Origin of the sequence: Streptomyces sp. NPDC048506, from assembly GCF_040651315.1 — a bacterium.
GTDB lineage: Bacteria > Actinomycetota > Actinomycetes > Streptomycetales > Streptomycetaceae > Streptomyces.
In genome coordinates this window covers 19,136-44,610 of record NZ_JBEZIX010000055.1, presented here as the reverse complement: position 1 = coordinate 44,610, position 25,475 = coordinate 19,136, and the positions used below count along the sequence as shown (strand labels likewise).

Below are 25,475 nucleotides of genomic sequence, written 5' to 3'. Positions count from 1 at the left end.
GCATCGCACGGGGCGGGTGCGCGCTCAGACCCGGGCGCTGAACGGGCACTTCCAGTCGGCCGGCTTACGGCTTCCCGAGTAGCGCCGGGCCTCGGAGAGCTTCTCGTACTCGACGAGGTTGGGGTTGATGTCGCCCTGTAGCTCGATGTCCTGCTTGCGGATCTTCTCCTGTAGCCGGTCCCACTGACCGGCGGCCTTGATCCGGTTGAACTGGGCGTGGGAGTTGAAGGCGAGCATCGGGAAGGGGGGACGGCGACCGACGCGGCTGTGCGTCTCGTGCAGCCCGATCACGAAGAACGGGTGCCCGGCGACGCTGTACGCGAACGCGCCGGACGACGGGTCGGGGTCGTAGCCCTCGGCCCAGGGGTGGGTGAGGCTGTCATGGTCGTGCACCGCCTGAAGCTGCTGCCACATCAGCTCCTCGAACTCGGTGTCCGACACGTTCAGGGGACCGGCGAAGGTCGCTATGAAGCTGGTGAACGGCTTGGCGTCCCAGTCCACCGACTTCACGTACGCATGCAGGTCGGCCGCCATCTGCCGGGCCGCGTCCTCGCCCCCGAACCATGTGTAGTGATGGTGGGCGATACCGCCCTGGCGCCAGGCCGAACGACCGGCCAGACAGGGAAAGGCGTTGCCGAGCAGGAACTGGCCGACCTCAGTGGCGGCGGTGGCGTCAACCGTCATGATCGTGACCTTCGGTGAGAGGGGCGTCGCCCGTGGTGGGGGCCCTGGCCGTGCTGGGGGACCATGGCAGTGAAGATCGAGCACTGCCGTTTCGTCAAGGCTGGGCCGGATACCGATCACGCCCGACGCCGAGCCGTAGCGGCGTCACGGGGGCCGCCCTCATCCGAACCACCCGTCCGCACCCGAACCGGCCGCCGTCACCCGAACCAGACGACCAGGCGCACGTTCTCGTCCCCGCACTCCGCGGCGGCCGCCCGCATGGCCGCCCAGACCGGCGCCCAATGCCCGTGGTCGGGCGGCGCGATCATCCGCGTCGTGAGCACCACCGGCCGGTACTCCACCCCGTCCAGCCGCACCGCACCGCCCGGCGGCCACTGCGACGGCGCCAGGAGCATGTCCCCACCGAAGGCCTCGGCCGCCGCCTCGCCCAGGTCGGGCGTCGCAGGGACGACGTCGGTCAGCACCGGCTCCCCGTCCCCGCCCGGCCGCCAGACGCCCGCCCAGGACCAGGCGGGGCCGTCGGCGAGCGGTGCGTCCCAGTCGACCGCGGCCACCTCGGCCCAGGTCGCGTACGTGTGGCCGTGCTGGAAGTCGCCGACCCCGGTCTCGCGGACCGGTTCCGAGACATCGGCCGGCAACCCCCGGTCGGCGAAGAGCGGACGCTCCACGTCACACTCCCCGCCCATGCCGAAGAGGCAGTCCCACGCCGCACGGTCCCGCCCCAGCCGGAAGTCCAGCAGATCGGCCTCGATCACCCAGCCCCCGCCGGACCGGCGGCTCTCGATCGCGCCGTCGATGTCCGTCCCCATGGGAGACCACCCTATGGCGACGCCCGCGCCGGGCGACGCGCGGACCGGGACGCGACGCCTACTCGGTCGTGCGCGGCAATCGACGCGCGAGATTCGCGGCCAGGTGCCGGGCGGCGAACGCCCCCTCGGCGTCGCGCGAGCTCAGGAGGTTGAGCAGTTCCACCGCCGCCCGCGCCTCACGGAGCGTCAGCAGCGGCAGACGCTCCTCGTCGGCATCGACCACACCATCCACCAGGCCCAACAGCCGGTCATCCATGTCACTCATGATCGGAACAACGGGGCGTGCTTGCGGAGAGTCACGGCAGGGCCGGTCGCAACCACCTCACCGCTGCGCCGACCCGGGCACGGACTCCCCCTCCTCCTCGCCCTCGACGGCGGCACCCACCGCCGCGGCGGGCATCGCCAGGCGCACCGCCGCATAGTGCACGGCGAGGCTGAAGACGATCACGATCACCAGGTCCCACCAGCTGGGGAGGGCCTGGGTGCCGCCGTAGCGGCCGAAGCGGCCGATCAGGACCAGGCCGCCCAGCCAGGGCCAGATCCAGGCGGCGCAGCGCCACCGCAGCGCCGCGCGGTAGGCCGTGGGGACCCCGCGCCGGGTGAGGGCCAGGACGACGAAGCCGAGGGCCGCGGCGACGGCGAGCTTCCAGCCCGCCTCGTAGCCGGACCAGTAGAAGATCAGGTTGGCGAAGACGAAACCTGCCGGCGCCAGCACCGACCAGGCCGGCAGTCGGTACGGGCGGGCCCGGCCCCCGTCGCGGAGGCGCAGGGCGTGCAGCGCCACCGGGGCGAAGGCGTACATGATCGCCGCCGCCGAGGTGACCAGGCCCACCAGCGCCTGCCAGCTGGGGAACGGCAGGAAGGCGAGCTCGCCGACGACGAACGCGAGGAGGATGGACAGGACCGGAACGCGGCGGCGGCCCACCCGGGCGAGGGGGCGGGGCAGCACCCGCTCACGGCCCATGGCGTACGACAGGCGGGCCGCGCCGGCCATGTAGACCAGGCCGGTGCCCGCCGGGGAGATGACGGCGTCGGCGTAGAGGACGGTCGCCAGCCACGCGGCGCCGACGGCGGTCGCGAGGGTGGCGTACGGCCCGAAGTTGCCCTTGCCGACCGGGTTGTCCCAGCCGTGCGCCAGCGCCCCGGGATCCAGCGCGGCGATGAACGCGACCTGGAGCAGCAGGTAGAGCAGGGTGCCCACCGCCATGGCCACGATCACCGCACGGGAGACGTCCCGCTGCGGGTCGCGGGCCTCCCCGGCCAGCTGGATCGCCTGCTCGAAGCCCAGCAGCGCGAACACCACACCGGCCGGCAGCGCCGCGAAGACGCCGTGCGCACCGTGCGGGGCGAAACCGCCGCCCGCGGTGAAGTTCTCGCCGTGGAAGGACAGGGCCATCAGGACCACGACGGTCAGCAGCGGTACCGCCGTCTTCAGCACGGCGGTGAACGAGTTGGTCGCGGACAGCAACCGCACGCCGAGGACGTTGATGACGGTGAACAGCAGCATGAAGCCGGTCGCGATCACCAGGCCGGCGGTGGTGAGGGTGCCGTTGGCATTCAGGATGTGGACCCGGTCGTGGACCCAGCCGATGCGGTCCGAGTACGAGAGGGTGGCCTCGACCTCGATCGGCGAGATCAGCGCCGACCGCAGCCAGGACATCCAGCCGGCCGTGAAGCCGACCAGCGGGCCGAAGGCGAAGAACGGGAACCGGGCGGTGCCGCCGGCGATCGGGTACGTGGCACCCAGCTCGGCGTGGGCCAGTGCCAGCACGGCCAGCATCGCCGACGCGAGGACCCAGGAGACCATCGAGGCGGGACCGGCGATCACGGCGGTGGTCAGCGCGCCCAGCAGCCAGCCGGAGCCGATGATCGACCCCAGCGAGATGAACATCAGGCCCCAGAACCCGACCGCCCTACGCAGGTGCCCGGCTCCTGGGGCGCCCCCGTTCCGTACGGCGTTGGTCTCGGTCACAGACGCAATCACTCCCGGCACCATCGTGGCCCGTCGGAGCGGTGCCCGCATGTCGCCCGCCGGACGGCCACCCGCGGTCACCGGCGCTCGCCGCCCGTGCCCGCGCTACCGGTACCCGTGGTGATCTAGGCTCGTCACCGGCGACGACGAGGGGAGCGGGACGCATGGCCACCTGGACCAGCACACTCGACCGGGCGGGGATCACGGATCCCGCACTGCGGCACGACTACGGCGAGCAGCGCCGCTTGGTGGCGCGCTACGCCCGTGCCGAGTACACCGCGGTGCGCCTGCTCCTCCCCGCGCCCCTCGTCCCCGACGTCATCGCCGCGACCGCCTTCATGCACCTCACCGACGACCGCATCGACCGGGGGCCGGTGTCCGAGCGGATCGCGGCGCTCGCCGCGTGGGACCAGCAGGTGCGGGCCGCCCTCGACGGCGGCCCGGCCGACCAGCCGCTGTTGCGCACCTTGCGGCACACCGTCGCGCGACACCCGCAACTGGAGGGCTGTGTAAGGGAGTTCCTGGCCGGCGCGCCGTCCGAGGTGCACTGCGAGGGGTTCGCCACGGAGGCCGACTTCCAGCACTACATCGACACCTACTCGCTGCCCGGTTTCATGCTGATCGCCTGTCTGCTCGCACCGTCGACCCCGACGGCCGACTACGTCGCCGGCTGCCGTACGTTCATCGAGGCGTCCCAGCGCCTCGACTTCCTGGACGACATCGCCGAGGACCTGTCCGACGGACGGCTCGGCATTCCGGAGGACGCGCTCGCCCGGCACGGCCTGACGCGCAGCGACCTGTTCGACCCGAACGAACCGACCGGGCGCGGTCCGGCCGCCGGCCCCGCCACGCCCGGCGTCGACTCCGCCTTCCGCGACCTGGTGCACCATCAAGCCCCCCTGGTCCGGGGCGGGTTGGCCGCGTCCCACCCGCTCACCGAGCTCGTCGCTCCGCCCCACCGGCCGCTCATCCGCGCGCTGCTCACCCTCCAGGAACACCGGCTGCGCGCCGTCGAGAACAAGGGGCCGGCGCTGCTGCGCGGGGCCACCCGGCCGCCGATCGCCGCCGCGCTCCGGATCCTGGCGCGGGAGTACCGCGCGGCCCGCGGGCAGCGGGAGGCGGTGCAGCACCCCGGGCGCGAGGGTGGGGCGGACGACGGCGTGGCCACCGCCACCAGGCGGGGCTGACGCCCCGGGGAGACCCTTGACCCGTCCGGTGCGTCAGCCGAAGTCCGCGGCGTGGTCACCGACCCAGGTGCGGAAGGTGCGTGCCGGCCTGCCGGTGACCGACTCGACCGTGTCGGTGGTGGCCGTGGGAGGGGCGGCGAGCATGGCGGCGTAGCCGTCGAGAAGGGGGTCGACGAAGGTGTCGGGGAACTCCGGGTCGGCCAGCAGCCGCTGACGGGCTGCCTCCCGGGACAACTCCTGCCAGCGCACCGGGCGTCCCAACACCTCGCCGATGGTGCGCACCTGCTCGGCCTGGGTGAGGACTTCGGGGCCGGTCAGGACGTGGACCGCGCGGTCGTGGCCGCTTTCGGTGAGCGCCCGCACGGCCACGGCGGCGATGTCCGCCTCATGGAGGAGGGCCATGGGTACGGCTCCGTAGGCGCCCTGCACCACGTCGCCGACCCGGATCTGGTCCGCCCACCACACGGTGTTGGCGGCGAAGGTGCTCGGGCGGAGGTGGGTCCACCGCAGTCCGGACCGCTCGATGAGCCGCTCCACGGCCGCGTGGGAACGGCCCACCGGGTGCGGCTGTCGCTCGGGCACGATCCCGTCCAGGACGGCGCCGGACGACAGGAACACGACCTGGCCGACACACCGCTTGAGGGCGTTCACGACGGTGGCGGCCGGGGCGTCGTCGTGGAAGGGCCACATCAGGAACACGGCGTCCGCGCCCTGCGCCGCCGTCTCCAGGGCACCGGAGTCGGCCAAGTCCCCCTGCCGCACGTCGACTCCGTCCGGAAGCCCGGCCGTGGCGGGGTTGCGGGTCAGCGCCCGCACCGCGCCGCCGTGCACGGCCATGAGGTGGGACACCACCTGCCGGCCCACGTTTCCGGTCGCCCCCGTGACCAGGATCGTGCTCGTGGCAGTCATCGAAGCTCTCCTTGCCTGCGCGCCCGTACCGGCGCCGGTACCTCCGCCGCCGAGGCGCGCAGCCACGATCACCGTGACGGGGCGGAAACGCCACCCATTGAGCGATGGATGTGGAAAACCGTCATGGAATAGGCTGGTGTGATGGATTCCGTCGCTCTGGATGTGGTCGACCGTGGGCTGGTGCACGCCCTTCAGATCGACGGGCGGGTGCCGTTCCGGGCCGTCGCCGACGTGCTCGGCGTGTCGGAGAACACCGTCGCCCGCCGCTACCGCCGGCTGCGGTCGTCCGGCGTGCTCCGGGTCGTCGGAGTGGTCAACGGCGTCCGGCTCGGCCACACCTCCTGGACCCTCCGGTTGCAGTGCACCCCGGACGCGGCCGGACCCCTCGCCGCCGCGCTCGCCGCCCGGCCCGACACCTCCTATGTGCACCTGCTCTCGGGCGGAACGGAGATCTCCTGCAACGTCCAGACCCCGACCGACGCCGACCGCGACGCCCTGCTGCTCCACAAGCTCCCGCGCACCGGCCGGATCACCGCGGTCTCCGCACATCTCGTGATGCGTGCCACCGTCCTCCCCGACGGCTGGGCCGGTGCCGCACGGCTCTCCTCGGAACAGGTCCGACGCCTGCGCCCGTCGCCGGTGTCCCCGCCCGGAGAGCCGGTCGTCCTCGACGCCCAGGACCGGGCGGTGCTGGAAGTCCTCGCCCGCGACGGACGGACCAGCTACACCGAGCTCGCCGCTGCCGCGGGCGGTGCGGACTCCACGGTCAGACGACGCCTGGACGTCCTGCGGTCGACGGGCGTCATCACCTACACCGTCGACATCTCACCGGCAGTGCTCGGCTTCCCCACCGAGGCACGGCTGTGGATGTCTGTGGAGCCCGCCGGCCTCGCCGACGCCGCACGGGCACTCGCCGGCCACCCCGAGGTCTCCTTCGCCGCCATGACGACCGGTCCCAGCAACCTCGTCGCCGCCGTCAACTGCCGTGACGCCGACGACCTGTGCCGCTACCTCACCGAACGCGTGGCCGCGCTCGACGCCGTCCGGTCCGTCGAGACGGCGCCCGTCATCCGCACCCTCAAAAGGGCCGCCGGCCACCTGCCCGTCGTGCGCTGAGCGCGGCTCCCGCTGCTCGTGCCGGCGGAACGGCAGCAGTGCGTGCACGGTCTTGCCCTGCGGCATCGGGCACACGGAGGTGGCGATCGCGAGGTGCTGCACCATGGGCCAGCCGAAGCCCCCGCCGTCACCGTCGATGTCCGGACAGCGCGCCACCGGCGGCGCGGGACAGGAGTCGCCCACGGCCACCGCGACGGCATCGCCGAAGACGGAGAGCCGCAGGGAACACGAGGGACCGCGAGCGTGCCGCACCGCGTTCGTGACGAGCTCGCTGACGACGAGCACCACGACATCGGCGGTGTGCGCATCCACCGGCGGGCGGAAGCCCGCCAGGAAACGGAGGGCGACGTCCCGGGCGACGACTGCCGCCCGGGGGCAACGGTCCAGCGTCACCAGCTGCGCGGACGGTGTCGAGCCACGGTGCGGCGCCGTGGTGCTGCGCATGAGGTTCACCTCGTTTTCGGGCCGGATTCAGCTCACGGAGAGTCAAATCCCTTTCTTCCGATCGTTGGTGGAAGAGGTAGGGCCACGGCCTTGACCTGCTGTGCCGTGGCCTCCTCCCGGTCGCAGCTGCTCCTACCCCGGTCACCCAGCGTTAATTCGTCGAGCCGGTGGATCGGCCTACCGGCCGGGCAGATCCGCGGCACGACCCGACGGGGTGAGCATGGCCGCCAGTACCGAGCGCCGGTCCTCACCCGGGCGGGCACCCAGCGGCCGGGCCAGCCGGTCGGCCTGGTAGTGCCAGTGGTGGTCGAGGTCCGGATTGACCTCGTCCGTCTCCTCGAACCCGCCGTCGGTTCCCAGCAGTTGGGCCAGGTCGACGGCGAGGTCCTGCCAGCCGACGTGCCCGCTGACGGCGTTGGCCACACCGTGCACCGGGGTGTCCAGGCACGAGACCACCGCGCGGGCCAGTGCCGCGGCGTGCACCCAGGCCGCGCCGTACCACGCGTGACCGCGGGCGCCCGGCCGCGGCAGGGCGAGCGGCCGACCCTCCCGGACGGCCTGGTAGAGCAGGCCGGTGGCGCCCCACCGCAGCTGGTCGCGCAGCCGGTCGTGCGGCCCCCAGACCAGCGGGGAGCGGACCGCGCTGGCACCGCCCCGGCCCCCGGTACCGGCGGCCCGCAGCAGCAGCCGCTCGCAGTCGAGCTTCGCCCGGCCGTAGGGGCTGAGCGGAGCGCACGAGCTGGACTCCTCCGCCACCGTTCCGTCGGCGGGGTGGCCGTAGGCGTCCACACTGCTGACGAAGACGAACGGGCCGCGCGACCAGGCCCCGGCCATCGCCTCCATCGCCGCCACGTCGGCCTCGGGGTGGGTGAAGGTGCAGGCGGCGTGGATGACGGCGTCCGCATCGGCCACGGCGGTGCGCAGACCGTCCGGGTCGGTGAGATCGCCCTCGATGACGTCCACGCCGTCCGCGGCGACCAGGTGGGCGGATTCGGGGCGGGCCAGGGCCAGTACGGGTCGCCCCTGGGCGGCGAGTTCGCGCAGCACGAAGGCGCCCACCCCACCGGTGGCGCCGGTGACCAGGACCGTGCCGGGCCGTGCTCGGCGCGGTCCGGCGGGACGCGCCACGGGCGCCGCGGCACGCTCCGCGGCCCGGACGTCCAACAGCGCGGTGACCGCGCGCGGGGTACGGGCCTGCATGATGTCCAGACCGGTCAGCGGCAGGGTCAGCGCCCGCCGCAGCCGCTCGGCGAGCTGGACCGCGATCAGCGAGTGGCCGCCGAGGGCGAAGAAGTCGTCGTCCGGGGCGGGGGTGCGGCCCAGCAGCGCCGCGAACCCGTCCCGTACCGCCTCGGCCCGGGGCCCGTCCGGCGCGGGGACGGACGGCATTCCGGGCAGCCGCGCCGGGTCGACGGCCCCGTCGGAGGTCCGGGGGAGCGCGTCCACCAGGGTGACCGCGGCCGGTACCAGATCCGCCGCCAGCCCCGCCCGCAGATACGCCCGCAGACCGGCGGGCGCCGGGCCGAAGCCGTCGCGGAGGACCGCGAAGGCGAGCTGCGGGCCACCGGGCGCCGCCACCACCGCGGCCTCCGAGACCTCAGGGTGCGCGCACAGCAGCGCCTCGGCCGGGTGCCGATCGGGCTCCTCCGCGGATTCCGTTGCCGCACCGGGCAGTTGGGACAGCCGGAGGTCGGGGTCCTGCGCCACCGCGGCGAGCAGCGCGGCGTAGCCCGCGCCGAGGCCGGCCGCCGCCTTCTCGTCCAGCGCGGCCCGGCGGTACTGCACGAGACCGGCCGGCCGCTCGCTGTCCAGCAGGCCGAAGGAGAGGTCGAACTTGGCCTCCCCGACGCCGACATCGAGGTGTTCGCCCACCGTCCCCGGGAGCTCCAGCACGGTCGGCGCACCGAGGACGTCGGCGGTCACCCGTACCAGTGCCGTCCCGTCCGCACCGCGGGCGGCGGCACCGAGCCGCTCCAGGATCAGGTCGAACGGTGCCTCGCGGTACCGCTGGGCGTCGAACAGCGCGTCCCGCACCCGCTCCAGCAGCGTGCTGAAGCGCGGATCGCCGGAGGTGTCGACGCGCAGCGGGAGGGTGTTGACGCACAGCCCGACCAGGCCGCGCATGGCCGCGCCCTGCCGGTGCGTGCCGGCGACGCCGATGACCAGGTCGTCCTGTCCGGTGAGGCGGTGCAGCGCGGCGAAGGCCGCGGCGAGCGCGACGGTGAACACCGTGGCCCGGTGCCGGCGGCCCAGTTCGCGCAGGGCCGTCGGCACCTCGGGGTCCAGCGGTGTGAGGTGCGTGCCGGCGGGCCGGGAGCCGGCGTCGGCGGGCGGTGACACCGGGCGGGGCAGCCGCGGGGGAGCGGCGTCTTCGAGGAGGCCGGCCCAGTGCCGCACCCCCGCGTCGAGACGGTCCGCGGCCCGCTGCTCATGCCGTGCGAACTCCGCGTACTGCGGCGGCTCCGGGCGCCGCGGGCCGGCCGCCGCGTCCGGTGCGGTGGCGGCGGCGTAGAGCGTGCCGAGCTCCGCCGCGACGGCCTCCAACGACGGTCCGTCGATGGATATGTGATGGAACGTCATCAGAACCGTGTGGTCCTGTGCGGCGTGCCGCAGGACCAGGGCGCGGGGCAGCGTCCCGACGGACAGGTCGAACGGCCGCCGCGCCTCCGCCACCAGCGGGTCCTGCGCCTCGTCCACACCCGCCGGCAACACCGGCACCGCGATCGCCTCGGGCGCCGCACACACTTCCTGGTACGGCTCGCCGTCGCGCTGCCCGTAGCGGGTGCGCAGGATCTCGTGCCGACGCACCAGCGAGGTCAGCGCGGCGGCCAGTGCCTCCACATCGAGCGGACCGCGCAGCCGGGTGGCGAACGGCACGTGGTACGACGCGTCGCCCTGACCGAGCCGGTCCATCAGCCACATGCGGCGCTGGGCATGGGAGAGCGGCGCCGGGCCGTGGTGGGCGGCCTCCGGACGGGGCGCCGGGCGGGCGGCGCGGGTGCGGGCCCGGCGCAGCAGCTCTTCCTGGAGGGCCGGGGCGGTGGTGCGGTCAGTGGCCATCGGTGTCCTCCGGGGCGTGCGGGTGCAGATCGTGGTGGGCGGCGAGCAGCGCCCGCTCGACCAGGGCGGCCTGGTCCGCCACCGTGGGGGCGGTGAAGAAGTCGGCGAGCGTCAGCTCCACGCCCAGCTCCTCGCGCAGGTCGTCGGTGACGGCGAGGGCCAGCAGGGAGTGACCGCCCAGGGCGAGGAACTCGGCGTCCGGACGGGTCACCTCGCGGCCCAGGGAGCGGCTCCACAACTCGGCCACCGCCTGCTCCAGCGGCGTCAGCGGCGCGGCGGGGGCGGCGGCGCCGCCCACGGTGACCGCGTCCGTCAACGCACGGCGGTCCACCTTGCCGGACGGCGTGAGCGGCAGCTCCTCGACGACGGTCAGCTCGTCGGGCACCAGATGCGCCGGCAGGACCGCGGCCAGCCGGTCCCGCAGCGCGGCCGGCCGGGGCACCGGTCCGGGCGCGGCGACGACGAACGCGATCAGACGGGCGTCGTCGGGCGCGGGGCGGTGCACGGCGACGGCGGCGTCGGCCACCTCCGGCTGCTCCCGCAGGGCGTGTTCGACCTCACCGGGCTCGATCCGGAACCCGCGCACCTTCACCTGGTCGTCCGTGCGCCCGTGGTACTCCAGCACGCCGTCCGGGCGCCGCGAGACGATGTCGCCGGTGCGGTAGAGCCGGCCCCACTCCGGGTACGGGACGAAGCGCTCGGCGGTCAGCTCCGGGCGCCCGGTGTAGCCCAGCGCCAGCCGGCTGCCGCCGACCCACAGCTCGCCGCGCTCGCCGTCCGCCACCGGCCGTCCGGCGTCGTCCAGGACGTGCGCCGTGGCACCCGCGATCGGTCGGCCGATCGGCACCTGCCCGTCGCAGTCCGCGTCGGTGACCAGGTGGGTGGTGGCGAACGTGGTGGTCTCCGTGGGGCCGTAGCCGTTGACCAACTCCAGCCACGGGAACGCCCGGAGGACCTCCCGCGCGTGGTGGGCGGCCATCGCCTCCCCGCCCACCACCACCGTGCGCAGCAGGGCGAACAGCCGGGACCGGCGCACCGCCAGTTGGTGGAAGAGCGCGGTGGTGAAGAACGCCACGGTGACGCCATGGCGCTCCGCCTGCTGGGCCAGGTCCTCCAGCGAGGGCCGCTCCACGGTGCACACCACCACCGCCGCGCCGTTGGCCAGCGCGCTCCACACCTCGAACGTCGAGGCGTCGAAGGTCATCGGCGAGTGGAACAGGACCCGGTCACGGGAGGTCAGGGTGAAGTACGCGGGGTCGGTGACCAGCTCGGCGACGGCCCGGTGGGTGATCTCCACGCCCTTGGGCCGGCCGGTGGACCCCGAGGTGAACATGATGAACGCGGCCGCGTCCGGGTCGAGTTCACGACCGGACGCGGGGACGGCGTCGACCGGTGCCCGGTCGGCCTGTGATCCGCCGGCCGACGCCTCGTCCGCTTCCGTCTCCTCCGCCAGCAGCCCATCGGCCAGCAGATCGTCGGGCACGGCGAGCACCGCGCCGGCCGGGGCAGTGGACTCCAACAGCTTGCCGTCCCCGACGGTCAACGTCACCTGGGCGTCCGCGGCCAGCGCCTCGGTACGGGGACGCGGATGCGCCGGGTCGAGCGGGACGCACACCGCGCCGGCCCGCCACAGCGCCAGCTGGGCCACGACCGTGCGGGCCGAACGGGCCATCAGCAGCGCCACCGCATCGCCGCGCCGGACCCCGTGCCGCTCCAGGTATCCGGCGAGGGCCCGGGCGACCGAGTCCAGCTGGGCATAGGTCAGCGTGAGGTCGCCGTCCGCCACCGCCAGGGCGTTCGGGGCCTGTTGGGCGTGCCAGGCCACGAGGGCCGGCAGGCCGGCCGCGGGCCCCGGGCGCATACCTGGGGCGACCGACGGAGCGGCGGACGCGGCGCGGGCGCCGGAGGGGGCGGGCGCGCTCGGCTGGCGGTGTTCGGTGGGCACGGGCCCTTCCTTCCGGGTGTCGCGGGAGTGCGGGCTTGGGGTGGTCATCTCAGGCTCCTGCCGGGTTCAGGGCCGCGCACCGGGCGTCGACCAGCGCCGCCACGGCCCGCAGGTCGGTCTGCCGCAGCAGCTCCGGGGCGCGCAGCCGTACCCCGCTCTCCCGCTGGATGGCGGCGAGCAGCCGGGCGGCGACGAGCGATGTGCCGCCCGCGGCGGTGAAGTTGTCCGCCAGGGTGGTCTCGGGACGGGCCAGCAGATCACGCACGATGTCGAGCACCAGCCGCTCGCCGGGGGTGGCCGCGTCGGCCCCGCCGTCGCCCGGCGCGGCGGAGCCGTCCTCGCCGCCCACCTCGGTTGCCCGGCGCAGCAGCTCGCGCCGGTCCACCTTCCCGTTGGCGTCCAGCGGGAAGGAGCCGACGATCCGCACGTCCGACGGCACGGCCTGCTCCGGCAGCCAGGCACGCACCCCCGGCAGCAACCCGTCCGCGGTGGGCGCGGCGTCGGCGGTGGGCCGTACGTACGCCACGAGACGGGCCCGGCCGTCCGGGGTGCGCGGTGCGACGACGACCGCGCTGCGCACCGCCGGGTCCTGCTCGAACGCGGCCTCCACCTCCGCCGGTTCGATTCGCACTCCGCTGATCTTCACCTGGTCGTCGAGCCGGCCGAGGAACTCCAGCCGGCCGTCGTCCCGCATCCGCACCCGGTCGCCGGTGCGGTACAGGCGGTCCACGCCCGGCCGGGCGACGCCCTCGGGCGGTGCGGCGAAGCGCTGCGCGGTCAGCTCGGGGTCCAGGTATCCGAGCGCCAGACCCGCGCCGCCCAGACGCAGTTCGCCCTCCGTTCCGCGGGCGACCGGTCGGCCGTCCGGGTCGGTGACGACGACGGTCACGCCCGGCACCGGCCGTCCGATGGGCGGCGCGCCCTCCTCGCCCGCCGCGCCGTCCGTGCCGCGCATCGGATGGGTGGTGGCGAGAACGGTGGCCTCGGCCGGCCCGTAGGCGTTGTGGACGGTCGTGGTCACATCGGCGCCGGGGCGGCGGCGCATCCGGTCGCCGCCGACGAAGAGGTGACGCAGCGTCAGGTCAGCTGGCCAGGGCCGGTCCAGCAGCGGCTCGACCATCGGCGTCGCCGCGACCCCCACCGTCACCGCCGCCGTACGCCACCAGTCGGTGAGCACGTCGGAGTCCCAGCGGACGTCGTCCGGCGCCGGCACCAGGGCCGCCCCGGACGACAACCCGGCCCACAGCTCCAACAGGTGCGGGTCGAACGCGACGCCGATGAGCAGGGAGTGCCGGTCCCCCGGGGCCAGGCCGGACTCGGTCCGGTACCAGTCGAGCAGGGTGGCCAGCGCGGCCTCGGCGACCGCGACCGCCTTGGGGCGGCCGGTGGAACCGGAGGTCAGCACGGCGTAGAAGGCCCCGGCCGGCGCGGACCGCGCGCCGTCGGCCGGCTCGGCGAACGCCGCCACGGCCTCGACGGGCGCGTTGGCCCCCGCGGAGGGCAGCGGCAACACCACCTGCTCGGCCGTCCGGTAACGGGCCGGCAGCAGCCCCGGCTCGCCGATCAGGCAGACCACGTCGAGGTCCTCGGTGACGGCCTGGACGCGGCGTTCACCGGGCTGCGGGCCCAGCGGCAGGTAGACGGCGCCGAGTCGGGCCAGCGCGACCGCGCTCACCACGAGCGCCGCGGAACGGTCGAGGCAGACGCCGACCAGGTCCCCGGGCCGGACCCGACCGCGCAGCGCGTCCGCCACCTCGTCGGCAGCGGTGTCGATGTCCCGGTACGTCCAGGTGTGAGCCCCGTCGAGCACGGCGGGGGCCTCGGGAGAGCGGGTGGTCCACTCCGTGAAGCGGGCGAGCAGGCCGGTCGGGGCGCCGGCGGCGGGCGCCGCGCCGTGGACGATGCTGAGCGCGGCGTCCCGCGGGGCGGGGGAGGTCTCGGGCTGGAACATCACGCCTCCGTCAGGGGGGTCGTACCGGCGGGAACGGGCACGGCGACGGCGGCGAGGGCGGCGGCCTGGTCGACGAGCACCGGGTTCTGGAACAGCAGTCGCAGCGGCGGGCGGTGGCCCAGCCGTGGCTCCAGCCAGGCGGCCAACTGCGCGGCGAGCAGCGAATGGCCACCGACGTGGAAGAAGTGCGAGGCCGCGTCGAATCCGCGGTGGCCCAGCACCTCGTGCCAGCCGTCGGCGAGCAGCGCGGTCAGCGGGTCGTCGGACACCGCTCCGGTGCGGTCGGCCTCCTCTGCCGCAGTCACGGGTGCGGCCGGCTCCAGCGCGGTGGCGCGACCGGACAGCGCCACCCGGTCCGGCTTGCCGCCGGCCAGCCGCGGCAGCGTGCCCAGGCGCGCCCAGCGCGCGGGGACCAGCGCGGCCGGCAGCCGCCGGCTCAACTCCGTGTGCAGCGCCTGCTCGTCCCACTCCGTCTCGTGGCCGGTGTCCTCCAGGAAGCCGACGAGCCGGGGGCCGCCGGGTGCCTCGCGGTCCAGGACGACGGCGCAGGACCGGCCGCCGAGCACCGCCGAGGCCGCGGCCTCCACCTCTTCCAGCTCGATGCGGTACCCGCGCAGCTTGATCTGGTTGTCCCGGCGCCCCAGGAAGTACAGCAGCCCGTCGCGCCCCCGATAGCCGAGGTCACCGGTGAGGTAGACCCGCTCGTCGCCGAGGGCCCCGACGGTGATGAACCGCGCCGCGGTGGTCTCGGTATTGCCGACGTACCCCTCGGCGAGCCCGGCGCCGGCGATGGCGAGTTCGCCGACCGCGCCGTCCGGCAGCGGGCGGTGGCAGTCGTCCAGGACGTGGATCCGTTCGCCGGGCAGCTCGCTGCCGAGCGGGATCTCCGCGCCGTCGGCGAGGCCGTCCCGGGTGATCTCGTGGACGGTGGTGCTGATGGCGGCTTCCGTCACGCCGTAGACGTTGAGCACGGTGGCGTCGGTGTCGGCCAGGAACGTGCGCAGCACATCGGCCGGGAGGCGCTCCCCGCCGAGGACCAGCAGCCGTGGCGCCCACCGGCCGTCGCGGAGCGCGGGGCGGAGCTCCTCGCGGGTGGCGAGGAAGTAACTGGTCGGCAGGTTCGCCACGGTGACGCGGGCGGCGGACAGCAGGGCGGCCACCTCCGACCCGGTGGGCACCTCCTCTTCCGGAACCACCAGGCACGCGCCGGCGTGGAGCGACGGCAGCACCTCTTCCAGGGCCACGTCGAACGAGGGCTGGGCGAAGAGCAGCACCCGGTCGCCCTGGGCCAGCTCGAACCGCTCGGCCACACCGGTCAGATGGTTCTCCAGCGCCGCCCGTCCGACGGCGACCGCCTTGGGTATGCCCGTCGAGCCCGAGGTGTGGATGATGTACGAGGCTCCGGGCACCACCTCCGCCGCACGGGCCGCGGGCAGCACCGCGGCGTCGACCGGGGCGGCCGGCAGACCGGCGGGCACCGCGGTGGCCGCCGCGCCGGTGCCCGCGGGGGTGAGGACGAGGGCCGGGGCCAGCCGGTCCAGCAGCAGCTCCAGACGGGCCGGCGGGTCGGACGGCGAGAGCGGACAGTACACCGCGCCGGTGCGCAGACACGCCAGCAGGGCCACGACGGAGTCGGCGCCGCGCGGCAGTACGGCGGCCACCGGCTGACCGGCCGTCACGCCCGCCGCCCGCAGCCGCCCGGCGAGCGAGGCCACCTGCGCGTCGAGGTCGCCGTAGGTGATCCGGCGGGCGCCGACGAGCAGTGCCGGGAGCGCCGGGTCATGGGCTGCGGCGGGGTCGAGCGGGTCGCGGTCGGTCGCCCGGGGCGCGGGGAGCGCGGTGGTGGGGGCGGGCGGCGGCGCCAGCTCGGCGAGGGCGGTGCCGGGGGCGTCGAGGTAGCCGCGCAGCAGGTCCAGGAACCGTCCGGCGAGCAGCTTCGCCACGTCCTCGCCGAGCAGGTCGGCGTCGTAGTCCCAGACCAGGGTCATGCCGGGGGCGCCGTGTCGGAGGCTGACGCCGCGCCGGTCGTCGGGCAGCAGCACCACGTCCAGGTCGAAGCGGGTGGTCCCGGTGTTGAAGCCCTCGAACAGGGTGATGTCCAGGCCGGGTACGTCGATCTCCGGGAGCTGGGCGTCGTGTGCGCTGAACATGACGCTGAACAGCGGATTGTCCGCGCCGGAGGTGTGCAGGCCGAGTGCGCGGGTCAGCTCCTGGACCGGCACCTCCTGGTGCGGCAGGGCGCGGATCAGGGTGTCGGTCACCTCGTCCATGGACTCCTCGGCCGGTGCGGCCGGGTCCAGGTGCAGCGCCAGCGGAATGGTGTTCACGAACATGCCCACCGCGTCCTCGAATCCGCGGGGGCGGTTGCCGACCGCGGTGCCGATGACCATCTGCGAGCGGCCGCTGTGCCGGCGGAGCAGCTCGGCGAAGAGCCCCAGGAGCGCGGCGAACGGGGTCAGACCGCGCGAACGGGCGTGCTCCCGCAGGCGTTCGGCCAGGTCCGCGCCGATCGACTGGCGCAGCTGGCCACCGTGGTGCCGGCGCCGGGAACCGGGCCGGGTCAGCCCGGGCAGCGGCATGTCGTAGGACATGTCCCGCAGCTCACCGGCCCAGAACGCAAGGCTCTCCTGCCGTTCCGCCTCGTCGGCGGCGTCGTGCTCGACCCGGGCCCGGACGTGGTCGGCGTACGAGGACACCGTGGGCAGTTCCACCGGCTCGCCCAGGACGCGGGCCCGGTAGACGGTGAAGACGTCCCGCAGCAGGATCGCGAACGAGTGGCCGTCGTGGATCAGGTGGTGTTCGACGTGGATGAGGCGGTGCCGGTCCTCGGCCAGCCGGACCAGGGTCCAGCGCAGCAGCGGCGCCTCGAAGGTGTCGAGCGGCGTCTCGGCCTCGGTGCGCAGCAGCTCCTGGTACGCGGCCTCCGCGTCAGCGGCGCCGCTGAGATCGACGGTCCGCAGTCGCGGCCGGCAGCCGTCGGCGACCCGCTGGCCGGGCATCGCGCCGGGGACGGCGACGAGCTCCAGCCGCAGTCCGGGGTGCCGGTCGAGGGCGGCGGCGAGCGCGTGGTGCAGGGCCTCGGGGTCGAGGGTGCCCCACAGATCGAGTGCGGCGGTGAAGTTGTAGGCGCGGCTGCCCGGTTGCACCTGTTCGTGCAGCCAGACGATCTCCTGTGAGGAGGAGAGCGGAAGCATGGGCTGTCCCTGATGGGTCGTCGGGTCGGATGAGCGCGGCGGGCGTGGTCGGCCGGCCGCGGGCGTGCGGACCGGCCGCGGATCGCGCGGCCGGTCCGGTGTGTTCAAGGGTGTGCGGTGGTGGGCCCGAGGCGGGCCGGTGCGTCAGCCGGCTGTCGGAGCCGGGGCACGCAGGGCGCCGGTGAGCGCGGCGAAGGCGTCCTCCGCGGTGTCGTCGGAGTGCACCGCGCGGTCCCACACCATGCGCAGGTGGAGTTCGGGCCCTTGGGTGACGGACACCGCGAAGGGTCCGCGCACCGGCCTGCCGTCGATATGGACCTCCTGGCCGGTCACCCCACCCAGTCGGAGCGGGGCGCGCCGCCGGGCGTCGTCGACGGTCAGCAGGCCGTCGAGCCGGCCGGCCCAGCCGGAGCCGGCGGTCCGGGCGGCGTGCACCACCTCGTCGAAGGGGGTGCCGGCCCGGTCCAGGTCGTCCCACCAGGCCCCCGCGGTCTCCTCCGGGGCGGCGGCCGCCGGCCCCGTCGCGGTGGGGAAGACCACCGTGTTGAGGAAGCAGCCGAGTACCGGTGCGGCACCCGGAGGCCGTCCGCCCCAGGGATAGCCGAGCGGCACCACATGGCCCCGCCCGTACAGCACCGCCGCGGCCGCCCGGCAGGCGTCCAGCAGCTGGGGGAAGGACGCCCCGCCCTCCGGCGCGGGGATCCGCAGCTCGGCCGAGCCGCTCGGCAGCCGGTCGGCGGAGGGGGCCTGGGGGGCGGGCAGCGGGGCGCGTTCCCGGACCGCGCGGAGCCGGTCGCCCCAGTACTCCAGCGCCGCCGGTGAGCCCGCCCGCGCCTCGTCGTCCAGCTGGAGCAGTACGGCCTCCCGATAGGCGTCCAGTTCGGCGGCGACATCGGTCGGCGACGGGCCTTCGACCGTGCTCGCGGCGGCATAGGCGGTGCCCAGCTCCTCGACGATCCGCGCCAACGAGCTGCCGTCGCACGCGGTGTGGTCCAGAACCACCGCGAGCACCTCGTGCCTGTCGTCCCCGTCGTCCCCGTCGTCGTGCTGACTCGACGTCAGAAACAGTCGAAGCGGCGGACCTTGTGGCGTCCAGTCGTTCAGCGCCCGCCGCAGGGCGTCGGCCGCGTCCTCGCCGGGTGCACAGGGCACCTCCACCACCGGCACCTCCGGCTGCTCCAGCCGGAGCACCGGAGTGCCGCGCAGCACCGCCGGCCGGGCGCGCAGCACGGGGTGCAGCGCGGCGAGGTGCCGCGCGGCCGCGGCGAGACGCCGGGTGTCGACCGTGCCGCGCGGGAAGGAGAAGAACATCGGCACGAGGTCGGGCCGCCCGGCCGGATCCATGGCCCGCACCAGCACGAAGCGACGCTGGGCGCCGGTGACGGGCAGCAGGGTCGGGACCCCGGCGCCGTCGTCCAACCGGCGATAGCGGTCCAGGTACTGGCTCGTGATGCTGAGCACTCAAGGCCTCTCTGTCGTTGCCGACCGCGCGGCCGGGAGAGGGCTCGGCGGGGTCGGTGAGTGGGGGAAGGCGGGCGCGGGCCCGGTGTGAGCGGAAGTCTCCGGTACGCCTCAGCCGCGGGCGGCGGGGCCGGTCGGCTCGCCGTCGATGTGCGCGGGGGCGTGGTCCGCATCCGTGGCGGCGTCCGGCCGTCCGTGGTCCGGGACGGTGAGCGGCAGTTCGGTGTCCCCGTCGCCCGCGGTGACCGGGAGGTCCCGCATCCGGCGCAGCGGGGACAGCAGCAGCGGCACCGGTACGACCAGGAATCCCACCGCGCACCACGTCAGCGCCACGCGCGCCCCGAACGCGTCGGCCAGCGCACCGCCGGCCAGGGCGCCGAGAGGCAGGGTGCCCCACATCACGAACCGCAGGGTGGCGTTCATCCGCCCCAGCAACCTGGGCGGGCACAACACCTGGCGGAAGCTCACCTGGGCGACGTTGTAGACGACCGCTCCGAAGAAGACCACGCCGGAGCCGATCGCGAACAGCGCGGCGCCCGCGCCGCGGCCGGACAGCGGCCACAGCAACGCGAAGGGCCCGGCGACCAGTGTGGACAGCCAGATGATCCGGGCCTGGCCGACGCGGGCGGCGAGCGCGCCCGCACACAGCGCACCGGCCAGCCCGCCGACCGCGGCGGCGGCCAGCACCAGGCCGACCGCGCCCGGCGGCAGGCCGAGCACCCGGACCAGGAAGACGGCCTGAGTGGCCATCAGCATGGCGGAGAAGAGGTTGGCCAGCGCGGTCGCGGCCGCGATCACCCGCAGCAGGCGGTGGCCGAACACGAACCGCAGGCCCTCCGCGATGTCCGTGCGCAGCGCGGCACCCGGTACGCGCGGTGGGCGGCTCTCCGGGTGCTTGATGCGCCACAGGAGCAGGGCGGAGACCGTGTAGCCGATCGCATCGGCCACGATGGCGAGGGGCGCCCCGAGCCACTGCACGAGACCGCCGCCGATCCCCGGGCCGGCGACCTGCGCCGAGGAGCGGATGGTCTCCAGCGCTCCATTGCCCGCGACGAGCTGTTCCTTGGGCAGCAGTTGGGGCAGGAAGCTCTGGTGGGCCACGTCGAAGAAGACCGTCGCCACACCGGTGACCAAAGCGACGGCGTACAACTGGGCCATCGTCAGCACATCGGCCACGGCGGCCAGCGGGATGCTCGCCATCGCCACGGCCCGCACCAGGTCGGCCCGGATCAGCAGCGGCAGCTTCCGCATCCGGTCGACCCAGGCGCCCGCGGGCAGCCCGACCAGCAGGAACGCGGCGGTCTCGGCGGCCGTGAGAAGACCCACCTGAAAGGCGGGGGCGTTGAGTTGGAGTACCGCTACGAGGGGCAGGGCGACCAGGGTCACCTGGGCGCCGAACTGTCCGGCCGCGGCTCCGGCGAGCAGCAGACGGAAGTCGCGCGTGCGGAGCGGGCCGCTGGCCGCGGCTCGGGGTCTGACGGGCATGACTATGACATTCAGGGACCGCCGATCGGCAGTCAAAACCGAGTGCACAGTTTCAGTCGCTTTTCTTCACCTTTTGTGCAGGCGAGCCGAAAATTTTCCGTCAAAAGGCGGCAGATGACGGATGGCTGCCAGTTGGCGCCCCTCGGCCTGTCGCAAGCGAGCGGCGGTCATCGCGCATGAGCGCTCCGCACTCCGGACGCCCCGGTGCGCACCCTGGCTGAAAACCGCCATCGTTGCCCCTTTATTAACCGAACCATTCCCTTCACCCGCTATGCCGCCCCCGCCGTGGTATCGCCGCCGACGCCGCCCTGCGCCCGGGGTGCGTGTGACGGCTCGCGACGCGCACGCCGACTTGAACGACCGCCCCACCTGCGGCCCGCAGCTCGACCGGATGCGCACCACACCGGCCGGGACGGTGGAGTCCGGCGCGATCCCCGGTCCGGTCCGGCGCGATCCCCGGTCCGGTCCGGCGCGATCCCCGGTCCGGTCCGGCCCTGCCGGCGCCTCGGCTGACCGAACCCCGGCCCGTTCGGCTGGGACGGCGGGCTCGGCCGGGGCTGTGCAGATGGGCCCGGTCGAGGACCTCACCCCGATCCTGTTGACCCAGTCGGCGATGGATACCCAGGACTCCCTGCGCCTGGTCAAGGACTTCCAGGCGAGGGCCTACCAGGCGAGCGACGCATGCCTTCGCGCGCCGACGGCACTATCCCGCCCGGTGGGGCGGCCCGGAAGCCGCTCGTGCCGCGGTGGCACGGATCGCGCGCGCGGTCTCCAGGGCCGCGCCGAAGGCGTCCGGATCGTGCGCGGCCAGGCGCGAGTGGAGCAGGACGGACTCCCGCGCCGCCACCAGCGCCGCCGCGGCACCACGGTCGGAGAGCAGGTGTGCTGAGGCCAACAGGCTCAGCGCGCCGGCCAGTTCGGCCATCTGGCTCATCGACCGCAGCATCCGCACGGCCTCGGTGAGCGTCCTGACGGCCGGGTCGGCGGCACCGGCGCGGATGAGGTCGTGGCCGCGCCGCACCGTCAGCCGCGCGGCCACGAGCGATGCCGTCCGTGGGTCCAGGCGCACTACCTCCGGGCCGCCGGGCGAGGAGCCGGCGTCGTTCGCCGCGCCGGACGCCGACGTGCGCAGGCCGCCCAGCACCCGCTGCACCGCGGACAGTTCGGCCTCGAACCGGCCGGGGTCGGCGGCGGCCAGGGCGGTGAGCAGGGCCACCGCCTCCTCCAGGGCCGCGGTCGCCTCCGTCGTGGCTCCGGCGGCGTGGCAGAACTGGCCGAGGTTCCGCAACGAGCGGGCCAGGGCGGAGCGGAACGCGGCGGGGTTGACCTCCGCGAGCGACCGGCGCAGCGCAACGGCCTGGTGGGTGGCCGCCACCGCCTCCTCCAGGCGTCCCGACCGGGCCAGATACAGCCCTTGGTTGTGCAGGGCCCTGGCCAGGTCGGGCGCGTAGGTGTCCGGCCGGTCGGCGGCCAGCCGGTAGTAGATCCCCAGGGCCTCGCCGACGGACGCCAGGGCCGCCGCATGGTCACCGGTGTCGGCCAACTGGAGTCCCAAGTTGTTCAAGGAGAAGGCCAGCCCCGGCAGCTGCTGCCGGTCGGAGGAGGCCAACCGCCGCCGCACCGCGACCGCGCGTCGGGTCACCGTCACCGCCTCGTCGAACCGCCGGACCTGGTGCAGCTGGTTCCCCAGGTTGCTCCAGGCCTTGCCCAGCTCCGCCGCCTCCGCGTCGCCGCCCGACGCATCGAGGACCTCGACGGCCCGCGCCGTCGCCGCGACCGCCTCTGGTCCCCGTCCGAGGTCGGAGAGCACCGCGCCGAGGTTCGTCCACGCCGTCCCCAGAAACCGGGAACGCCCGGGGGCCCGCGGGTCGACCGCCTGCCAGGCCGCGATCGCGTCCCGGGCTACCGGGAGCGCCTCGGAGAGTAAACCGGCCTGCCAGAGGCGGTAGCCGAGGGTGAGCAGCCGGTCGGCCCGCTCCGTCGGCTGCCCGGCCTCCGGGAGCTGACGGTCCGCCAGTTCCCGGGTCACCGCGGCCATGCCCAGGTCGAGGTCGACGTGCCGGTCGGCGGGGAAGCAGCCCGCGACGTTCTCCAGCACGGCGGTCGCCACACCGTCCAGCCGGGCCAGGGCGGAGAGCACCGTGCTGCCGGCGGTGAGCGCCAGCCAGGGGCGGTCGTGCAGCAGCGGGAAGAGGTGCCGCGGTCCGACGTGCGGCCACCGCTCCGCGGCGCTCACCAGGAACGTCATGGCACGTGCCAGCGAGGCCGGCGGCGCCGGCCCGTCGGCCGCGGCGAAGACGTCGAGCGCGGGCCGGGCCCAGGCCTGCGCGGGGTAGTCGGCCGAGTGGCCGGGCAGCGTCAGGGCGAGGAAGTCCTCGGCGAGGCGGTCCGGATAGAGCGGCTCCAGCACGGCGCCGGACTCCGCCGGCGGATAGCACACGGCATGGTCGTCGAGCAGGCGCTCGACCGAGGGGCACCCCACCACCGACCGGACCAGGCCACCGCCCGCCCCGGGCGGCAGCGGACCGCTCAGCGCGGCGAGGAACACCGTACGGTTCATGGTCTCCGGCGGCGTGGCGAACCCGGACCCGGCGCCGGCCCGCTCCCGGCCGGCGTCCTCGTACCGGATCCGCCAGTGGAGGTGCTCCCGGTCCAGGAGGTAGACGGTCAGACCGGCCATGTCCCGCGGCGCCCGGATGCCGGTGGCGGCGGCGTCCACGGCCACCAGCGCGGCCATGTGCAGCGCGAGGGTCAGCCCGAAGTCGGGGTGGGCCAACGGGCCGGGCGGCTCCAAGCCCGCAGCCCGGACACCCACGTGGGCGGCGAAGCTGTCCCGCGCCGCGCGGAACATCCGCGCGCGGACGTCCACGCCGCCCTCGCCCTCGCCCAGCGGCTCCAGGAGGTGGGCGGAGGTGTCCGCCTGCACCTGCGCCAGTGCGGCCCGCACCGAGGGCCACCCGTCCGCTCCACGGGCGAGCAGCAGGACACGGGTGCGCAGCGTCGGGTGGTGCAGCAACGCATTGCTGGACAGCCAGGTCAGCGCGGACAGCGGCCACCGGTCGGCGTAGTCCACGACGACCAGCAGGCCCCTCGCCCCCTCGACCCGCAGATCCTGGCTGCCCGGCGGGGGCAGGACGGCGCCCTGGCCCAGGGTTGCGCTGACGACCTTCCAGTCCCGCGCCAGCGACTCCTGGGCGAGCCGCGCGGCGAGCCGGGTCTTGCCCTGCCCACCGGGGCCGTGCAACAGGCGGGCGGCGAGGCGCGGCTCCCCGTCCCGCCACCGGCGCAAGGCGCACAACTCCTCCTGGCGACCGGTGAACTCCACCACCTGGAAGCGGGCGTTGAGCATCCGGCTCGGCAACTGCCGTTAACCAGTCCGCATCCGGCTCGGGCGCCGGGCGCCAGTTCTCCAGCAGGTAGACCGGGGTGCCGTCGCCCCAGACGTGAACGTCGGCACCGACGGCCCCGTAGGCGAACCCGGCCTCGGCGCGGACCACTTGAACGGGATGTCCGGACGCGCCGCCGGCACCGAAGGCACCGAAGGCATCGGAAGGGCCGGCTGCCGTCATGTGCCGCCCGCTCTCTCGCTCCGTTCGCCATCGGCCGACGCCGTGCCCGGTCCGCCGGACGGGTGTTGGTGGACGATGACGTCCCCGCCCAGCGAAGCGAAGACCCGGCCGTGGTCGCGGGCGACGTTCTGCTGTACCCAGCAGGCCCCCTCGGCCGGCAGCGCCGCACGCACCTGTCGCACCAGATCGGCCAACTCCCCGGCAGCATCGGGGTGTTCTGCTATCAGTGCACTCAGCTGGAGTTGCCACGCCGGTACCAGGCTCTGCCGGAACCCTTCGGGATCCGTCGCCCGCCCCACCAACTCCGCATCGCCGTCCAGTCGCGCCGAGACCGCTGCCCGCTGCTCCACGGCGCCCCGGCGGAACAACCGGGTCACCCCACTGCGCGTGGACTGCCAGGCCTCGGTCGCCATCGCCGCCACGATGGTGCCGGCCCCCGTCATCGTCAGCGCCGCCACGGCGTCCTCCAGCATCCCGCTCTCCTCGGATCCGGTCCGGCCGGCCAGGGACCCGGATCGTCAAGGGGACACGGCGCCACCGTGCGGCGCCGGGGGCTCCCTCACACCAGGCACTCCGTCAGGCCGGGACAATCAACTGTCGGCAACTCCTGGTAATTATCAGAAATGTGCTCGGACATATCTGCCTTCTGTCGACTTCGGCCCCGGTCACCCCAGCGCGCCTATGAGCGCCGGGACATCGGCGAACCCGGCGTCGGCCGGCTGCCCGCAGACCTTGCCCGCCGTCTCACCGGCGAAGCTGAACACACCGGCCAGTTCCGGCCCGCGCCGCCCCCATACGACGAGCGGACTACCGCTGTCGCCGAAGCACATGGTCGTGCGTCCGCTGGGCACGTCGCGGGCGCAGACGACCGATGCCTCGTCCACCACGGCCGGCGTCTGGGCGGCACACTGCGCATGGGTACGGACGGTGAGATCGCCACGGCGCAGCACATCACCGCGGATCTCCCGGCCCGGTCGGGACGGGTCCGGTGCGGCCGTGGTGCCGTGACTGAAGATCGATACGCGTGTACCCGGGCGCGGCCGCTGCTCGGCGACCGGGAGCGGTCGGACACCGCGCACCGGGGCGCTGAGGCGGATCTCGGCCAGGTCGGAGGCCGCCGAGGACAGTGCGGGGTTACCCGGGTCGGCGGGGGAGGGCAGCAGCGCGTACCGCGGATGCAGGGTGACGCCGCGGATGTCGCGCACGGTGCCGGGGTCCCGTGACAGGACCGAGGAACCGATGTGCACCTCCGCCCGCCGGAAGTCCTGGCCGTCGAGGCAGTGCGCGGCCGTGAGAACCCGGTCCGGCGCGATCAGCGCTCCACCGCACGAGGCGCGGTCCAGTAAGGGGGTGTCGCCCTTCACCGCCAGTGTCGCCAGCCACGGGGCCGCCCCGCGTTGAGGGAGCTGTGTACCACCCGACATCGCCTGTGCCGGACCTGCCGTGCACATGATCGCGCCCGCGCCGACGATGGCCGCGCCGAGCGCCATTCCCGCCCGCGTCCGACGACCGTGCCGTGCCCTCCGCCGCCGGTCCACCGCGCCCACTGCGTCGGTCAGTTCGCCGTTCACTTCGTCCTCCGTGCCTCTCCTGTGCGGCAGACCCCTGCTGGTCCTCCGCTCAACAACCGAACGTAGTGGCGGGAGTTGGCGTGGTCGTCAGACCACGGTCGCGTCAGCCGTCATCCTG

The 25,475-nt window shown here is 74.6% G+C and carries 16 protein-coding genes and 1 pseudogene; 2 read left to right on the top strand and 15 right to left on the bottom strand.

Annotated elements, in window-relative coordinates; translation table 11 throughout:
- Positions 1-24 precede the first annotated feature (24 nt).
- From gntA to AB0C96_RS34445, 4 genes are all read right to left on the bottom strand, one after another.
- Positions 25-684 (bottom strand): guanitoxin biosynthesis heme-dependent pre-guanitoxin N-hydroxylase GntA, encoded by a 660-nt coding sequence (gntA, locus tag AB0C96_RS34460; RefSeq protein WP_362923046.1) that lies wholly within the window; start codon positions 682-684, stop codon positions 25-27.
- Between the two features lie 197 nt (positions 685-881).
- A complete protein-coding gene (locus tag AB0C96_RS34455; protein ID WP_362923044.1) occupies positions 882-1,493 on the bottom strand; it encodes a hypothetical protein in 612 nt (203 codons plus the stop codon).
- 58 nt (positions 1,494-1,551) lie between these two features.
- A complete protein-coding gene (locus tag AB0C96_RS34450; protein ID WP_362923042.1) occupies positions 1,552-1,749 on the bottom strand; it encodes a hypothetical protein in 198 nt (65 codons plus the stop codon).
- Positions 1,750-1,815: 66 nt separating this feature from the next.
- A complete protein-coding gene (locus AB0C96_RS34445; protein WP_362923040.1) occupies positions 1,816-3,465 on the bottom strand; it encodes an APC family permease in 1,650 nt (549 codons plus the stop codon).
- Positions 3,466-3,629: 164 nt separating this feature from the next.
- Here AB0C96_RS34445 and AB0C96_RS34440 point away from each other — a divergent pair, with 164 nt between their 5' ends.
- Entirely contained in the window at positions 3,630-4,652 is a 1,023-nt protein-coding gene (locus tag AB0C96_RS34440) for a squalene/phytoene synthase family protein (RefSeq protein ID WP_362923038.1), read from the top strand.
- Between the two features lie 33 nt (positions 4,653-4,685).
- Here the strand turns inward: AB0C96_RS34440 and AB0C96_RS34435 are convergent, their stop codons facing one another.
- Positions 4,686-5,561 (bottom strand): NAD(P)H-binding protein, encoded by an 876-nt coding sequence (locus AB0C96_RS34435; protein WP_362923037.1) that lies wholly within the window; start codon positions 5,559-5,561, stop codon positions 4,686-4,688.
- 141 nt (positions 5,562-5,702) lie between these two features.
- Between AB0C96_RS34435 and AB0C96_RS34430 the strand changes: the two genes are divergently transcribed.
- Positions 5,703-6,677, top strand: coding sequence for an AsnC family transcriptional regulator (locus tag AB0C96_RS34430; RefSeq protein ID WP_362923035.1), 975 nt, complete (start codon positions 5,703-5,705; stop codon positions 6,675-6,677).
- Between the two features lie 54 nt (positions 6,678-6,731).
- Here the strand turns inward: AB0C96_RS34430 and AB0C96_RS34425 are convergent.
- The 10 genes and pseudogenes from AB0C96_RS34425 to AB0C96_RS34380 form a co-directional block, all read right to left on the bottom strand.
- Positions 6,732-7,121: pseudogene (locus tag AB0C96_RS34425) on the bottom strand (ATP-binding protein); the annotation flags it as partial.
- Positions 7,122-7,298: 177 nt separating this feature from the next.
- Positions 7,299-10,181, bottom strand: a complete 2,883-nt coding sequence (locus AB0C96_RS34420; protein ID WP_362923033.1) for a condensation domain-containing protein — start codon at positions 10,179-10,181, stop codon at positions 7,299-7,301.
- Positions 10,171-12,174 carry a non-ribosomal peptide synthetase gene (locus AB0C96_RS34415; RefSeq protein ID WP_362923032.1) on the bottom strand — a complete coding sequence of 668 codons (2,004 nt, stop codon included), beginning with the start codon at positions 12,172-12,174 and terminating at the stop codon, positions 10,171-10,173. Before AB0C96_RS34415 ends, AB0C96_RS34420 begins: the two co-directional genes overlap by 11 nt.
- A gap of 1 nt (position 12,175) precedes the next feature.
- On the bottom strand, positions 12,176-14,077 hold the full coding sequence (locus AB0C96_RS34410) for a non-ribosomal peptide synthetase (RefSeq protein WP_362923030.1): 1,902 nt from the start codon (positions 14,075-14,077) through the stop codon (positions 12,176-12,178).
- A complete protein-coding gene (locus AB0C96_RS34405) occupies positions 14,077-17,271 on the bottom strand; it encodes an amino acid adenylation domain-containing protein (protein ID WP_362923029.1) in 3,195 nt (1,064 codons plus the stop codon). The genes AB0C96_RS34410 and AB0C96_RS34405 overlap by 1 nt, the downstream gene beginning before the upstream one ends.
- 144 nt (positions 17,272-17,415) lie before the next feature.
- Positions 17,416-18,732 (bottom strand): non-ribosomal peptide synthetase, encoded by a 1,317-nt coding sequence (locus AB0C96_RS34400; RefSeq protein ID WP_362923027.1) that lies wholly within the window; start codon positions 18,730-18,732, stop codon positions 17,416-17,418.
- 111 nt (positions 18,733-18,843) lie between these two features.
- The gene (locus tag AB0C96_RS34395) at positions 18,844-20,217 is read right to left on the bottom strand and encodes an MFS transporter (protein ID WP_362923026.1); all 1,374 of its coding nucleotides are present in this window, start codon (positions 20,215-20,217) and stop codon (positions 18,844-18,846) included.
- Between the two features lie 703 nt (positions 20,218-20,920).
- Positions 20,921-23,578, bottom strand: coding sequence for a tetratricopeptide repeat protein (locus AB0C96_RS34390; protein ID WP_362923024.1), 2,658 nt, complete (start codon positions 23,576-23,578; stop codon positions 20,921-20,923).
- Positions 23,579-23,782: 204 nt separating this feature from the next.
- Entirely contained in the window at positions 23,783-24,259 is a 477-nt protein-coding gene (locus AB0C96_RS34385) for a hypothetical protein (RefSeq protein WP_362923022.1), read from the bottom strand.
- A 192-nt stretch (positions 24,260-24,451) separates the two neighbouring features.
- Positions 24,452-25,357, bottom strand: coding sequence for a serine protease (locus AB0C96_RS34380; RefSeq protein ID WP_362923020.1), 906 nt, complete (start codon positions 25,355-25,357; stop codon positions 24,452-24,454).
- Between the last annotated feature and the right edge of the window lie 118 nt (positions 25,358-25,475).